The organism is Arthrobacter psychrochitiniphilus, assembly GCF_003185915.1.
GTDB classification, from domain to species: domain Bacteria; phylum Actinomycetota; class Actinomycetes; order Actinomycetales; family Micrococcaceae; genus Specibacter; species Specibacter psychrochitiniphilus.
This window is the reverse complement of record NZ_QHLZ01000001.1, coordinates 262,827-277,599: the sequence shown is the minus strand read 5'-3', so window position 1 is coordinate 277,599 and position 14,773 is coordinate 262,827. Positions and strand designations below refer to the sequence as shown.

Here is a 14,773-nt window from a genome sequence, read left to right as displayed (position 1 = left end):
ACCAAAAACAGGAGAAGACCATGGCAAAGAAGAATGTTGAATACTGGCCGTTGAACGATGAGCAGCGCGCCATCGTTGAAATGGTCAAGGATTTTGCTACCAACGAGATCCGTCCCCGTGGCCGCGAAGTGGATGAGGCGGACACCGTCTCACCCGTGGACATTTTCCAGAAAGCCGCAGTGGTGGGCATTACCGATTTCATGATGCCGGAGGAATATGGCGGCGGCGGCTACACCGATGCTTTCACCCAGTGCCTGGTTCAGGAACAGCTGTGCTGGGGAGATCCCGGCATTGGCAACTTTGTCTGCTCCAACGGCTTCTTCGCTGACCCCATCCTGGCGCTCGGCAGCGAGGACCAGAAGAAGCAGTGGCTCACGCCCCTGTCCGGTCCTGATGCACCGTTTACTGCTCTGGCCACTACGGAACCGGGCTCCGGCTCTGACTCCGCCTCCATGGTGACCCGCGCTGACAAGGTTCAAGGCGGTTACTCCATCAACGGCCAGAAAGCGTGGATCTCCAACGCCGGCCTGGCAGATCAGTACGTGGTATTCGCCAAGACTGACCCCTCAGAGCGGTCCAAGGGTGTCACGGCGTTCCTCATGAAGAAGGACACGCCCGGCATTTCCTTCGGGGAGCCGATGAAGAAGATGGGCCAGCGCGCCATTGTGTGCCGCGAAATGTTCTTTGACAACGTCTTTGTTCCCGAAGAAGATCGCTTGGGCGAAGAAGGCCAGGGCTTCTACGGCCTCATGAAGACCTTCGATGTATCCCGTGTTGTCCTGGCAGCAGCGTCCTGCGGCGCCGCCCGTGCAGCGTATGAATACGCACTGGACTACGCCCGGACCCGCACTCAGTTCGGCAAGCCGATTATTGAACACCAGGCTGTGGCGTTCCGTCTGGCAGATATGGCCACCCGCATTGAATCGTCATGGTTGATGACGTTGCATGCAGCCCGTCAGCTCGATGCCGGTGAGGACGTCAATGGCCTGGCCGCCATGGCTAAACTGCAGGCCTCCGAAACCGCCATGTTCGTCACCTGGGCGGCCGTGCAGACCCTCGGTGGTTGGGGCTACTCCCGCGAGTACCCGGTTGAGCAGTGGATGCGTGATGTCAAGCTGGAGGAAATTGAGGAAGGCACCTCGGACATCATGCGCTTGGTGATCTCCCGCAACCTCTAGCATCACCAGCCAACGGCCTCACCCAGCAGGCCCACGCAACAGGTCCACCCATCAGGGATGAGAAGGAAGTACAACGTGAAGATTGCAGTGTTGGTGAAGCAGGTTCCAGACACCGGGGAGCAGCGCAACCTTGACCCCGTGCAGGGGAGCTTGGACCGCTCAGGGGAGAACTTGTTGGATGAGATCAACGAACGTGCCCTGGAAGTGGGGTTGAAGTATAAGGACGCCAACAAAGGTACCGAGGTGGTTGTTATCTCAATGGGCCCGGACACCCTGACTAAGGGCTTGCGTAAAGCCCTCTCCATGGGTGCCGACTATGCTCTTCACGTGTGTGATGCCAGCCTGGCCGGTGCGGATGCGGGACGGACGGCGGAAGTGCTCGCCGCCGCCCTGCGCCACACCGGCGCGGATCTGGTGTTGGCAGGCAACGAGTCAACGGATGGTCGCGGCGGTGTTGTGCCAGCCATGATTGCCGAGCGTTTGTCGCTGCCACTGATGAGTGCTGTAGACACCGTAGAAATTTCCGGCCAAGAAGTAATAGGGGAGCGCGGCACCGAAACAGGTTCAGTGCGGCTCAGCGCACCCTTCCCGGTCATGGTCTCGGTGACCGAACGCTGTGGCGAAGCCCGGTTCCCCAGTTTCAAGGGCATCATCACCGCCAAGCGCAAACCTCTGTCAGTGCTGGGTCTTGCTGAGCTGGGCCTTGCCGACTTGGGCTCACTGCCTTCTACCGGAACAGCGGCTTCCAGCATTGTGATCAGCACGGTGCGCACCCCAGCCCGGACTGCTGGCCGAATTGTTGTTGATGAAGGAAATGCCGGCACCGAATTGGCGGCGTTCCTGCGCTCCAGCCGTTTGATCTAGGACATAAGGACCATCATGAGAAATGTCTTGACACTTATTGAAACCACTGAAACCGGCGCATTGGGCACTACTACCGCAGGTCTGCTCGGAGCCGCAGCCAAGATTGGTACACCCGTGGCTGTTCTAGCCGTAGCTCCCGGCAGCGGCGCCAAACTGGCAGAACAGCTCGGTGCCTGGGGTGCTGAGACGGTATTCCTGGCTGAATCGCCGAACGTTGGCCAGCTTGTGGTGGCCGCGGATCTTGCCGCACTCACGGCAGCGGCTCAGGCCCTGAACCCGGTGGCCATTGTGGCCGCTAACTCCGTGGCCGGGCGCGATGCGGCCGCCCGGTTCGCGGCCCGCACCGGTGCAGGATTATTGGCGGACGTTGTTGATGTCCGTGTTGAGGGTGATTCAATCATTGGCACGCACTCCGTCCTGGGCGGTGACTACACGGTGGAAGCCACCGTGAGCGGCGGTGCTGCGGTTCTCACCGTCCGTCAGGGCGCCATTGAGGACAAGGCCCCGGCCGCCACCCCTACCGTGACTACCATTTCGCTAGATCCTGCCCAGGGACCGTCAGTGACAATCCTCTCAAGCACAGCAGCCACCACAGCCAGTGACCGTCCTGAACTGCGCGGCGCGGCCCGGGTAGTGGCTGGCGGACGCGGGCTGGGCTCCTCCGAGAACTTTGCCTTGGTAGGCCAACTCGCCGATGCGTTGGGCGCTGCCGTGGGAGCTTCCCGTGCGGCAGTGGATGCCGGCTATGTCCAACAGTCGGCGCAGGTGGGCCAGACCGGTGTGAGCGTTTCACCGCAGTTGTATATTGCCCTGTGTATTTCCGGGGCCATCCAACACCGGGCCGGTATGCAAACAGCCAAAACCATTGTGGCCGTGAATTCAGATGCTGATGCACCGATCTTTGAGGTTGCAGACTTTGGCATTGTGGGCGACGTCTTTACCGTGGTGCCTCAACTGATCTCCGCGCTGGAAGCACGCTCAGGCGCATGACGGCGCTGCAGAACAAGCCCTCCCGAGTAAAGAAAAAGGTGCGGCTGGCACTCACGGCAAGTGCCGCCGCTGTACTTCTGGTTTTGATGGTGCTCGGGGCGAAATGGCTCCGCGGCACTGAGGGGGTGCAAGACTTCCTGATTCAGTACACCGGGCATTCGGCGCTGCCAGCGGGTGCGCCTGTGGGGTTGCCGCCCTGGCTGGGGTGGCAGCACTTCCTGAACGGGTTCTTCCTGCTGCTCATTGTGCGCACCGGGTGGCAGGTGCGCACCACTACGCGGCCCGGCGCCTATTGGACGCGCAATAACAAGGGACTGATCAAAACCAAGGGGGCGCCGAAAAAGATCAGCCTTGACCTGTGGTTCCATCTGAGTTTGGATGCGCTGTGGGTGTTGAACGGGATTGTGTTCATGGTGTTGCTGTTTGCCACGAATCAGTGGATGCGGATTGTGCCCACCAGCTGGGATATTGTCCCGAACGCGGCCTCGGCCATGCTGCAATACGCGTCGTTCAACTGGCCGCTGGAATCCGGCTGGGTCAACTACAACGCGCTTCAGGTGCTGGCGTACTTTCTGACAGTGTTTGTGGCTGCGCCCTTGGCATTGATCTCCGGGCTGAGGATGTCCCCGGCCTGGCCAAAGAATACCGTCCGGCTAAATAAGGCCTTCCCCATTGAGGCGGCCCGGGCACTGCACCTACCCGTGATGCTTTACTTTGTAGCATTCGTGGCTGTGCATGTGACCTTGGTGCTGACCACCGGGGCATTGCACAACTTGAACCATATGTACGCAGGGCGAAATGACGGCAGTTGGCTCGGCGCAGGCATCTTTGCGGGCTCCCTTGCCGTTATGGTGGCTGCCTGGTTCATGGCGCGGCCGTTGTTTCTGCGGCCCATAGCCTCCCTCACTGGCAAAGTTAGCCGCTAGCAGGCCCACCGCGGGCCCGCGGTGGGCAGCCCGCCGCCCGCTTGCCGCAGGCGCAGCCCTCGGGCGGGCAGCCCACCGCCCGCTTGCCGCGGGCGCACCACCATAATGAAACTTCTACACGAAGGACACACGCAATGAACGCAGCAGCGATGAATGCCGAGAAAATTGTCATCCTCGAGGGCGCACGGACCCCCATTGGTAGTTTTGGTGGGGTTCTCAAGGATGTGCCAGCCCATGAGCTCGGTGCCGCCGCAGCCCGGGCGGCTATTCTGCGTTCGGGCATATCAGGGGAAGATATTTCCGAGGTGGTGATGGGCTGCATCGGGCAGGTGGGGGCCGATGCGTACAACGCACGCCGCGTGGCGCTGGCAGCTGGCCTTCCGGAGCGCACCCCGGCGTACACAGTGAACCGGTTGTGTGGCAGCGGGCTGCAGGCTATCTGGTCAGCAGCCATGCAAATGCAGTGGTCCGGAACAGACTTCACCCTGGCCGGTGGCAACGAGTCCATGACACGCATGCCGTTCTACGATTTCGCTGCCAGGGCCGGTAACCGGCTGGGGGACCGCACACTTGTGGATGGGACCGTTGCCATGTTGACTGACCCGTTCAGTAACATCCACATGGGTGTCACAGCGGAAAACGTGGCCCGCAAGTATGGCGTGTCCCGTGAGGATCAGGACGAATTTGCCCTTGAATCCCAGCGTCGGGCGGCAACACCAGCAGCACAAGCCGCCTTTGCCGAGGAGATCACTCCTGTGGAGGTGGGCGGACGCAGGCCGCACACGGTCACCTTGGATGAGCATCCCAAGCCAAACACCACCTTGGAGACACTCGCCGGGCTCCGTCCAGCCTTTGAAAAAGGTGGGACTGTCACCGCTGGCAATGCCTCAGGAATCAATGATGGCGGCGCAGCGGTGGTGCTGGCCCGTGCCGGTGCCGCACTGGAGCGCGGACTCCAGGGATTAGTCACTCTGGAAGCCGTCACCACGGCCGCCCTGGATCCATCCTTGATGGGGTATGCGCCCACCTTGGCTCTGCAGAAATTGTTCGCACAGACAGGAACAACTGCGGCTGATATTGACACGATCGAGCTCAACGAGGCCTTTGCCGCGCAGGCAGTTGCTGTTATGCGCGATGCCGGTTTGGACCCTGCCAAGACCAACCCTTACGGTGGCGCTATTGCCCTGGGCCACCCCGTAGGTGCCACGGGTGCCATGCTGAGCCTGCGTGTTGCCAAGGACTTGGTCCGGCGTGATCTGGAACTGGGTGTGGTCACCATGTGCATTGGCGGTGGACAGGCACTGGCAGCCTTGTTCCGCAGAGTTTCCTAGCCTCGCTGGGCCGGTCTTTGGCTGGTCTGTTGCGGCTGGTCTTCTTGTGGCTGGGCCAGAAGTTGCCAGTACGACGCCGTTGCTCGAGCATGACTTTCGGGGGACGGCGTCGTGTTTGGCTTAGAGAGCGCCGGGTTGCTGGGGCCCAGCCACAGCAGGCCGGTGCGCAGTGGCTCCGAGTTGACCCAAATTGCTCCGATCAGGCTTAGCAAGCTAAATCATCTCTTCTGGGGCCGATGGCTGACATACTGGGGAACGTGTTAGCCACTTCCTCAGTCACGGCAACCGTCAAGAAATCGCTTCGGCTGGACTTTTCCCAGTCCGATCCCGTAGTTGCGGGCCGAAATGCCCTGGGGATCGCCATTCCCTTGGTGGTGGGGGTGGCCATAGGAAGTATCCCGATTGCCGTTTTCGGTGCAGTCGGGGCCATGTTTGCCGCTTTCGCTGACAGGCCAGGAAGCTACCGGCTCAGGCTTTCCCGCATGGGCATGACCGCTCTGGCCGCTGGCATTGGCGGTGGACTGTCAGTTCTGGCTTCGCATTCCTGGCTGCTCTCGGTGTTGCTGATAGCTGTTTTTGCCTTTGTCAGTGGCATGCTGCTTTCGCTGGGACCCGTAGTGGCCCAAATCGGGATTGCCGGGACAGCCGTGGCCATTGTGCTCAACCGGTTCCAGTTGCCGGCATCTAGTGCCCTTGGGATAGCGGCGCTGGTGATTGCAGCCGGATTGCTGCAAAGCCTCTTGGCCATTGCCGGCTGGCCAGTGCACCGGCACGCGCCGGAAAGAGCCGCCTTGGGCGCGGTGTATGAGGCTCTGGCGAAGCGCACCCGCTCCCCGCACCCCCAGATGATGAAGCCGGGAGCCGAAGCCAAACTTGACGCTGCCAGGGCCACGATCACCGGTTTTGGGCACGGCCACGGCCCCAGTATGCAGGCTTATCGTGGCCTGGTTGACGAGGCTGAACGGATCCGGCTCGAAGTCATCGCCTTGGCCTATTGTCTCGAACGTTTTGAACGGGTTGACCGGACTACGCAGGCCAATGCCGTGCATACTCTCTTGGCAGCGGCTGGGACCGTGCTCGATGCTGTGGCTGAGTCCCTGTATAAGGGAAAAGTCTTTGACTCCTCTGTCATGGAGGGCGTTGACGAGGCTGTGGACGTGCTCCAAACAATTGTTGGAGATCACCCGGATTCGCCTACTGGCAGGTTTGCTTCCTTGCATGCCCGGGCCTTGGCCGGACAGTTGCGGGCCTGCGCACGCATGACCACGCCGGGGGCGGTAGAAGGGCGCATTGTTGAAGAGAAAGTGCGCATCGGTGGGATACGTGTAGCCGCGCAGGCCCCGTTCGATACGCTGCGGGCTAATCTGAATCCGAGCTCGGTGGTATTTAGGCACGCTGTCAGGCTTGCTGTGCTTGTATCGGCCACGGATGGCTTATCCCGCCTGCTGCCCAGTTCCGACAGAGGCTACTGGATCTCACTGATGGTATTGCTGTTGCTGCGTCCGGACTTTGCCAGCACTCTCCTGCGCACCAGCGCCCGGCTGGCAGGAACACTCATTGGCCTGGGGATTGGCACGGTGGCCACCTCTCTGGTGGGTACGGAGAACCACTATGCGCTGATAGCGCTGGTTGTGCTCTTTGTTTTCGGCGTCCGTGTCTCCGGATTGCCCAACGCGTTTTTCATGGCTATTTGGACGGCCGCCTATCTTGTGGCGCTGCTGGATTTGTCCGGCATTCCGGCCGGGGATGTGGCAGTGCCACGTTTGGTGGACACCGTCATAGCTGGCGCCTTGGCCGTGGCGGCTACCGTGGTGTGGCCCGCGTGGGAGCGCAGCTACCTACCAGCCCGGCTTGCCGAACTACTGGCCAGCTATGGGCGTTATCTGGTGGCGGTGAGCGATCCGGCCGCCCAAAAGTCAGAGATTGACGCCGCCCGAATCGCCGCCAGGTTGGCTCGGACCAATGCGCAGACTTCCCTGGACCGGACCCAGGCGGAGCCAGTGGATGGGCTCTCAGCTCAATATGTTGGCGAAGGTTTACTGGTCCAGAGCCACTTGTTCATCCAGGCCGCCATGGTGATAGACGCAGCCCGGCTCTCCGTCTCGGCGGCCAAGGGGCCGGTGGAGAAACTGCTGGCCCCGCTGGAGCCGTTCGTCAGTGACACCGCCACCACTCTGACGGCATGTCAGGATGCCGTCAGAGACGGAAAAACTCCCCGGGGGGCCGTCAATATGCGTGATTCCTATACCCGGCTAGCTGAGATCCTGCCGCCGGTTTCTTTGGAGTCAGGAGTTGTTCAGCCAGCCATCATGGATGCAACGGACAGGATTGCCAACTCGGTGGACACCATGGTGCACATACTGCGCGGGCAGGGTTCGCCCCGTACCGCTAAGAACTAGCTAGCGGACGGAGCGACGCCAAGAACCTGCGCCAGGCCGTGGGGGCAGATGCAATTGTGCCAGGCGCGCCCACTGACGTTTTGGTTCGTTCGGAGCGTCCTCGCTGCTGCCGGATTGCAGGGCTAGGACGACGGCGGTCACCGCGGCCAGCTCTTCATCGGTGGGGTTACCCCGGGTCACGTTGAGCAACGGTAACTGAACCGGGTTACTCTCAGGACTCTGATCAGCGGCCGTCACAGCGGGATGTTCCCATGCTTCTTTGCCGGCAGGCTGGCCCGCTTATCACGCAGTGCGCGCAATCCCTTGATGAGCTGAAGACGCGTGTCTGAGGGTGCAATAACAGCATCAACGTAACCAAGCTCCGCGGCCTGGTAAGGGTTGAGCAACTCGTCTTCGTAGTTCCGGACAATTTCCGCACGGCGGGCTTCAACATCGCCGCCCTCAGCCTCGACTGCTGCGAGATCGCGACGGTACAGGATGTTCACTGCACCTTGGGCGCCCATGACACCAATCTGGGCAGTGGGCCAAGCCAGGTTCAAATCGGCGCCGAGCTTCTTTGAACCCATCACAATGTAGGCTCCACCGTAGGCCTTGCGGGTGATGACTGTCAGCTTCGGCACAGTCGCTTCGGCATAGGCATAGAGCAGTTTGGCGCCGCGGCGGATGATGCCCTGGAATTCTTGGTCCTTGCCAGGCAGGAAACCGGGAACGTCCACCAGCGTGATGATCGGAATGTTGAAGGCGTCGCAGTTGCGCACAAAGCGTGCTGCCTTCTCGGAGGCATTGATATCCAAAGTGCCAGCGAATTGCATGGGCTGATTGGCGACGATGCCCACGGTGTGGCCCTCAATGCGGCCGTATCCAATGATGACGTTGGGTGCGTAGAGTGCCTGCATCTCAAGGAAGTGACCGTCATCGAGAATCGATTCGATCACCGTGAGCATGCTGTACGGCTGGTTTGCTGAATCGGGGATCAAAGCATCAAGAGCGAGATCGTCGTCGTTGAGTTCCAGCTCCTGCTCGTGCTCCGTGACGGGCGCCTCGGCGAGGTTGTTGGAGGGCAGGAAGTCAAGGAGCTCCCGGACAAACTCAATGGCGTCAGCCTCATCCGTAGCCAAGTAGGTGGAGGTTCCCGTGGTGGCGTTGTGCTGGCGGGCCCCGCCAAGCGTCTCCATATCCACATCCTCACCTGTGACGGTCTTGATGACATCGGGTCCGGTGATGAACATATGCGAAGTCTTATCCACCATGACCACGTAATCGGTCAGGGCGGGGGAGTACGCCGCGCCGCCAGCACAGGGGCCCATGATGAGGGAAATCTGAGGGACAACACCTGATGCGTGCACGTTATTGCGGAAGATGTCCGCGAACATTGCCAGTGAGGCTACGCCTTCCTGGATACGGGCACCGCCGCCGTCATTGATGCCCACCACAGGGCAGCCGTTACGTATGGCAAATTCCTGCACCTTGACGATCTTCTCGCCGTTGACCTTGCTCAAGGAGCCGCCGTAGACGCTGAAGTCTTGGCTATAGATGGCCACTAGGCGGCCGTCCACTGTGCCGTAACCGGAGACCACGCCGTCACCCAACGGCGTCTTCTTCTCCATGCCGAACGCTGTGGAACGGTGGATGGCCAGGGCGTCGAATTCTACGAAGGATTCAGGATCAACCAGCAGATCAATGCGCTCGCGGGCGGTGTTGCGCCCCTTGGCGTGCTGTTTCTCAACGGCTGCTAAACCGGAAGGCATTTCAGCCTGAGTCATCCGGTCACGGAAATCGGCAATCTTGCCTGCTGTTGTCGATAGATCGTGGCTCATTGATACTCCGGCTCAATAGTGTGGATGCTTGCAGACCTTCATAGGAACTGCACAAAACGGCAAACTCTACTGACAGTCTAATAACGAAATCTTCGCCTGCATGTGTAGGAACCCTACAAAGTCGGCCGAAAAGAATCTGGCGTTGTGGAACAGTTGTTGTCTTTTGATCTAGTTGGTGTTTTTTGGGAGGCCGTGGTGGTAGTTGTTGCGGCGTTTGGTTTGGGTGGGGTCGATGGTGAAGGGGGGTGTGTACCAGGGTGTGCCGTTGATGAGTTGTAGTTGCCATTGGCTGTGGTGGAGGAGGGTGTGGTGGTGTTGGCAGAGGAGGGTGGCGTTGTTGAGGTTGGTGGGGCCGCCGTCTTGCCAGGGAGTGATGTGGTGGGCTTCGCACCAGGTGGCGGGGCTGGTGCAGTCGGGGAAGGTGCAGCCGAGATCGCGGGCGTAGAGGGCTTTGCGTTGGGTGGGGGTGAAAAGGCGTTGGGTGCGGCCTAGGTTGATGATGTTTTGGCCGGTGCTGTAGGTGATGGTGGTGATCTCAGGGTCACAGAGGGTTTGTGCGAAGAGGTTCAGCGGCATGGGGCCGCTATGGGTGGTGTAGATAGTGCCGGTGCCGGTGGCGGTGTTGTTGCGGAGTTCTGCTTCGGTGCAGCTGAGGATGAGTTGGGTTTTCAGGCCGCCGTTGAGGGGGAGTTTTCCAGTGCGGGCAGCGAGTTTGACGCAGGAGATGAGTCCGGCGAGGAGTTTTTGTCCGTAGGTGCGGGTGTCTTTCACGGCCGGGTCGGTGCTGTTCGGGTCGATGGAATCTAGCCCTTCGAAGGGTTCATTGCTGCCCGGGGCTGGGACGTTGATGCCGTAAAGCTGATGAGGCCACGGCACTGTTTCCTCAGCATCCACTGGATCCGCAGGGTCCGCAGCATCCGCAGGGTCCGCAGCATTCACTGGGTCCGCTGCTTGTACTGGATCCTCTGTTGCGGCTGGGGCGAACCAGAACCAGGTATCGCCGTCGAAGACGGGGGCGATGGCGTTCTCGGGGGCTTGTGGTGGCCGTGGTGGTATTTCCCCGGGTTCTAGCTTGCGTCACCATCCGTTACTCAGAGGTGGTGGTGTGACTCTGGCCGGTTCTGGTTCCGTGGTTTTCGTCAGCGTTGGCGGGTCAGATAATTCCGGTGGCTCGGGTGGCTCTGGCTCTGGTGGGTTGGGGGTGGTGAACTGGGCGGAGAGATCGCGTAGTTGTTCTAGAAGTGAGCTTTGCCCAGCACATTCTTGGTTCCGGGTGGTGTCGGTCCCGCCGCTGGTGTCTGTGCCGTCATCTTGGTCGGTGCCGTCTTCTTGGTCTGGGTCGTTGGTGTTGATGGTGTTGGGGTTGGTGTGTTTGTTGGGGTTGGTGGCGAAGCTGATCAGGGCGAAGAGTTGTTCGTATTGTTCGATGGTGCAAGCGCCGTAGAGGGAGACGAGTCCGCGGCGGGGTTGGCGGAAGAACAGGCCTTGTTTGGCGATGAGGTCTGAGGTGCTGGGTTTATTGCCGTCGGGGTCTAGGTGACTCATGATCTGGTTGCCTACGGCACGGATGAAATCGGGGCCTTGGAGTTGGGCGGTAGAGACGAGTGCTTCTTCAACCTCGGTGGCTTCTTCGGTGCTGATACGCGCGTTTTTAGCCAGCCGGGAGGCTTCATCGAGGTAATGGGCTACGGTAAGGGCACGTTCTTGAGAGAGGGAGCCGTTGAAGAATGCTGTTGCTAGGCCTGTGTAAGCGGTAGGGGCTGTGGTACCGGTAATGGGGTCGGTGATGGGGAGGACTTCTTTAGCCAGGCGGATGCGCCGGTTCGCTTCGGAGGTGCTTAGTTGCAGAGATTGCACTAAGAGGTTGGTGCCTCCTCGGGCTCCGGTCTCTGCGTAGCGCCCTGCATGGACTCGTTCGTTGAGTTCACCAGCGGCTTGTACTGCTAGGGCTTGGCCAAAGCGTAGGAGTTGCTCAAGGTCTTGAGCCCACCGAACACATTCCACATCAGTGAACAGCCCGAGATCCAGACCCACACTGACCTCCCGGCCCAGAACAGGGCCAGGATCCTGTGAAGGGCCAGCGCTGCTAGAACAGGCAGTGGGCGCAGCAGGCTCGCCCACCGTGTTAGCACCAGTGGGCTCGGTGGTGGTGGATAGTGCGTGGGCGAGGTTGAGAAGTTGATGAACGTGGTCACCAACTCGTAAAGCCCCTGAAAGGGATCCCGGATTGACCGGGTTCCCCCTTGCTGTATCCATACATCTATTCTATTAGCAGGCACTGACATAGAACATGAGACCAAGCACATCCGTGGACCACCACATCACCAACACCCCTGTGGAGGAAACAACACCGCCACCACGGCCGTCGAGATCCGGAAAGCGGACCACTGACTGCCGAAACGGACTGGAAACCCGTGGGAAATGGCCATTCTCCACCTGTGGAGTGATGCATCAGCCTTGAGGCCTGACTAAGATTGGAACCATGACTGGCACAGCCACAACACCTGAACAGAATGGTCCTGGGCGACCCCAAACGGATGTGCCGCAAGCTGATTTTGTTCTAGACAGGAACCAGCTCAAGGCTGCCCTTCTGAGCCCGCAGGGAGGCTTTGCCCGCGTTGATGTAGTGGAATCCGCAGGCTCAACCAACACTGACTTGGCTGCGAATGCTGCTGACACGCAACAATTTTGGCCTGACCTCAGCGTCCTGATCGCCAATGCTCAACCGGCCGGCAAGGGGCGTCTGGGGAGGACCTGGGAGGCGCCAGCGGGTACTGCCATGATTTCTAGCGTGCTGGTATGGCCTGGGGAGCAGTGCGTAAGCAACGGTTCGGGAACTTCCTTCGCGCCCACAGGTTATGGCTGGCTCTCGATCCTTGCCGCAGTGGCGTTGTGTCAGGCATTGCGTACAGAAACAGGTGTCTTGGCCACGCTGAAATGGCCCAATGACGTGGTGGTGAACTCACGGAAACTGGCGGGAATCCTGGCCCAAGTTGTCCCGGGAACCCCAGCTGCGCAGGCTGTCCCGGGGACTGCGGCGGCCGCACTCACCCCGGTGGGGCCCGGCGTCGTGGTTGGGGTTGGTGTCAACGTCAGTGCCCGCGAGGAGGATCTGCCAACAGATCGTGCCACATCATTGTTGGTGGAGGGCGTCCCGGCGCCGGGCCTTGATAGGAATAAGCTCCTTCCTGCGTACTTGAACAATTTTGCGGCGCTGTACCAAGCGTTTGCGGCTGTTGGTGGGGATGCCCAGTTACCTCTCGCGGGGGGAGTCAGTGCGCTGGCGCTTGCTAAGTCTCTGATGAGTACGCTGGGACAGCAAGTGCGGGCCGAGCTGCCCGGCGGCACCATGCTCTATGGCACAGCCATTGACGTCAATGCTGACGGCAGTTTGCGGCTCCGGGATAAGCAAGGAACGCAGCACACGGTCAGTGCTGGCGACGTGCTGCACCTTCGCCGTACCGGATCCGATGGTGCGATCGGCTATGCGTAAGTTACTGCTGGAACATGAGCAGGTGCACATCTCCAACCGTCCCCATTCACGAATACTTTTATGGCCCATCTCCGTGGGCCTGATGGCCGTCATGGTGGGTTCGGCGGCCTTGGAAAAGCTGCAACCTCACACCTTCTCCGAATGGGCTCCAGGGGCTGAGCCGCTCCGTGAGCCGCTGATGGTTTGTGTGGTGGTTTTGGTAGTGTTGGTGTGGCTTTTCTATCCGCTTCGGCGGGTACTGCGGTGGACTGGGACAAAATATGTTCTGACCAACCAAAGGCTGCTGGTACGTAAAGGCCTCATGGGCAGGCGTTTTCAAGTACGCGCCTTGACCCAGATCAAGGAACTGCGTCCGGTGCAGAATTGGCGCCAAAGAATGGTCGGTTCGGGTGACTTGGAACTTCTCATGCACCCCGACACCGTAGTGGTTATACCCGAAATTCCGCACTGGAATGAATTTATTAAAGATGCCCAACAATTTTGGGCTACGGAGTTCCGAGAGCCCATGCAGCAAACACCCCGGGAACGGGACTACGCTGGTGTGGTTGGGATGAGCGAAAAGGAGCAGCGCAAGCTTGGAAGAGACCATTGATCCACCCGAGCCGCTGTTGCCGCCTGCCTCGCACAATCAAACCAAGGCACTGGAAACACAACTCTTGGGCGGCGAACGGACGCTCAGGCGCCGTGAAGTTGCCGCCGGAGTTGGCGTTTCACTATTGTCGGCACGCAAAATATGGCGTGCCATGGGTTTCCCCAACATTGGGGACGAGGATATGGCCTTCACTCCGCGTGACCAGGAAGCCCTGCAAATAGTTGTCACCATGGTCCGTGAGGGGCTATTAACAGAAGAAACCGCCATTTCAGTCACCCGCTCCATCGGTCAGATGACTGACAGGATGGCTGTTTGGCAGATTGAGGCTCTCGTGGAGGACCTCGTGGTGGAACATGGTGTTAGTGACGCCGAAGCTCGGCGCGCGGTGGTTTCCGAGCTCCCCAATCTCATTGCGCCCCTTGAAGAACTGTTGATTTATTCCTACCGGCGCCAGCTCAACGCTGGCGTCCAGCGCCTAGCGGTGCGCGCTGAAGAAGGCCTCGCGTCCAGTGAATTGGGGCGCGACGGCGATGAGGACGACGCGCCGCTGCCCCTGGCACGCGCCGTGGGCTTCGCAGATCTGGTCAGCTACACCTCCCTGTCACGGCGCATGAATGAAAAGACCCTGGCACGCCTGGTCCAGCGCTTTGAAAATGTTTGCGCCGAGATTATCAGCGTGGGCGGTGGCCGCTTGGTCAAAACCATCGGTGATGAAGTCCTCTTTAACTGTGAAACACCGGTGGCCGGTGCCCAGATTTCCTTGTCACTGGCAGAAGCCATGGCAGCGGATGACTTCCTGCCCGAAGCCCGTGTGGCCATGGTCTGGGGACGGGTGCTCTCCCGCTTGGGTGATATTTACGGACCCACCGTTAACCTGGCCGCCCGGCTGACCTCCTTGGCCGAACCTGGGACAGTGCTCATTGACTCAGTGACAGCCTCGGCACTAACTAATGACGACCGCTTTGTGCTGACCCAGCTGCCGGTTGAAAACGTGCGCGGCTTTGGCGAGATTGCCCCTGTATTGCTGGGACGGGGCAAAGGCCAAGGCTTGGTAGTGGACTAAAAAGGTCTGGTAGTGGACTAGTAAAGCAATTTCTGCGGGTATGCCAATCAACTGGAAGAATCCGGTAGTCTAACAGTGGCATTTTGTGGGCACTTTGGGCCGCAAAAATGGTTGTACCCC

General features: G+C 60.0%; 13 protein-coding genes. 9 read left to right on the top strand and 4 right to left on the bottom strand.

Translation table 11 applies throughout. The features are described from left to right. The first annotated feature begins 20 nt into the window (after window positions 1-20). The 6 genes from CVS29_RS01220 (at window position 21) to CVS29_RS01195 (ending at window position 7,688) form a co-directional block, all read left to right on the top strand. The gene (locus tag CVS29_RS01220; protein ID WP_110104506.1) at window positions 21-1,178 is read left to right on the top strand and encodes an acyl-CoA dehydrogenase family protein; all 1,158 of its coding nucleotides are present in this window, start codon (window positions 21-23) and stop codon (window positions 1,176-1,178) included. 75 nt (window positions 1,179-1,253) lie between these two features. Beyond that, window positions 1,254-2,042, top strand: coding sequence for an electron transfer flavoprotein subunit beta/FixA family protein (locus CVS29_RS01215; protein WP_110104505.1), 789 nt, complete (start codon window positions 1,254-1,256; stop codon window positions 2,040-2,042). A gap of 15 nt (window positions 2,043-2,057) precedes the next feature. Then, complete coding sequence (locus CVS29_RS01210) at window positions 2,058-3,032, top strand: electron transfer flavoprotein subunit alpha/FixB family protein (protein ID WP_110104504.1); 975 nt, start codon at window positions 2,058-2,060, stop codon at window positions 3,030-3,032. Continuing rightward, on the top strand, window positions 3,029-3,958 hold the full coding sequence (locus CVS29_RS01205) for a cytochrome b/b6 domain-containing protein (protein ID WP_110104503.1): 930 nt from the start codon (window positions 3,029-3,031) through the stop codon (window positions 3,956-3,958). Before CVS29_RS01210 ends, CVS29_RS01205 begins: the two co-directional genes overlap by 4 nt. 134 nt (window positions 3,959-4,092) lie before the next feature. Continuing rightward, a complete protein-coding gene (locus CVS29_RS01200; RefSeq protein WP_245931999.1) occupies window positions 4,093-5,289 on the top strand; it encodes a thiolase family protein in 1,197 nt (398 codons plus the stop codon). 257 nt (window positions 5,290-5,546) lie between these two features. Next, window positions 5,547-7,688, top strand: coding sequence for an FUSC family protein (locus CVS29_RS01195; protein ID WP_170120858.1), 2,142 nt, complete (start codon window positions 5,547-5,549; stop codon window positions 7,686-7,688). Here the strand turns inward: CVS29_RS01195 and CVS29_RS01190 are convergent, their stop codons facing one another. The 4 genes from CVS29_RS01190 to CVS29_RS01175 form a co-directional block, all read right to left on the bottom strand. Continuing rightward, window positions 7,689-7,925: an acyl-CoA carboxylase subunit epsilon gene (locus tag CVS29_RS01190; RefSeq protein WP_110104501.1), complete on the bottom strand. Its 237-nt coding sequence runs from the start codon at window positions 7,923-7,925 to the stop codon at window positions 7,689-7,691. Beyond that, window positions 7,922-9,505 carry an acyl-CoA carboxylase subunit beta gene (locus tag CVS29_RS01185; protein ID WP_110104500.1) on the bottom strand — a complete coding sequence of 528 codons (1,584 nt, stop codon included), beginning with the start codon at window positions 9,503-9,505 and terminating at the stop codon, window positions 7,922-7,924. Before CVS29_RS01185 ends, CVS29_RS01190 begins: the two co-directional genes overlap by 4 nt. A gap of 168 nt (window positions 9,506-9,673) precedes the next feature. Next, on the bottom strand, window positions 9,674-10,444 hold the full coding sequence (locus CVS29_RS01180; protein WP_110104499.1) for an HNH endonuclease signature motif containing protein: 771 nt from the start codon (window positions 10,442-10,444) through the stop codon (window positions 9,674-9,676). Window positions 10,445-10,582: 138 nt separating this feature from the next. After that, on the bottom strand, window positions 10,583-11,761 hold the full coding sequence (locus tag CVS29_RS01175; RefSeq protein WP_110104498.1) for a DUF222 domain-containing protein: 1,179 nt from the start codon (window positions 11,759-11,761) through the stop codon (window positions 10,583-10,585). A gap of 226 nt (window positions 11,762-11,987) precedes the next feature. On the opposite strand from CVS29_RS01175, the gene CVS29_RS01170 reads away from it, so the two are divergent. From CVS29_RS01170 to CVS29_RS01160, 3 genes are read left to right on the top strand one after another with little or no spacing between them, the layout of a single operon-like run. After that, entirely contained in the window at window positions 11,988-12,998 is a 1,011-nt protein-coding gene (locus tag CVS29_RS01170; RefSeq protein WP_110104497.1) for a biotin--[acetyl-CoA-carboxylase] ligase, read from the top strand. After that, window positions 12,991-13,590, top strand: coding sequence for a PH domain-containing protein (locus CVS29_RS01165; RefSeq protein WP_170120857.1), 600 nt, complete (start codon window positions 12,991-12,993; stop codon window positions 13,588-13,590). The genes CVS29_RS01170 and CVS29_RS01165 overlap by 8 nt, the downstream gene beginning before the upstream one ends. Then, entirely contained in the window at window positions 13,574-14,653 is a 1,080-nt protein-coding gene (locus tag CVS29_RS01160) for an adenylate/guanylate cyclase domain-containing protein (protein ID WP_110104495.1), read from the top strand. Before CVS29_RS01165 ends, CVS29_RS01160 begins: the two co-directional genes overlap by 17 nt. Window positions 14,654-14,773 lie beyond the last annotated feature (120 nt).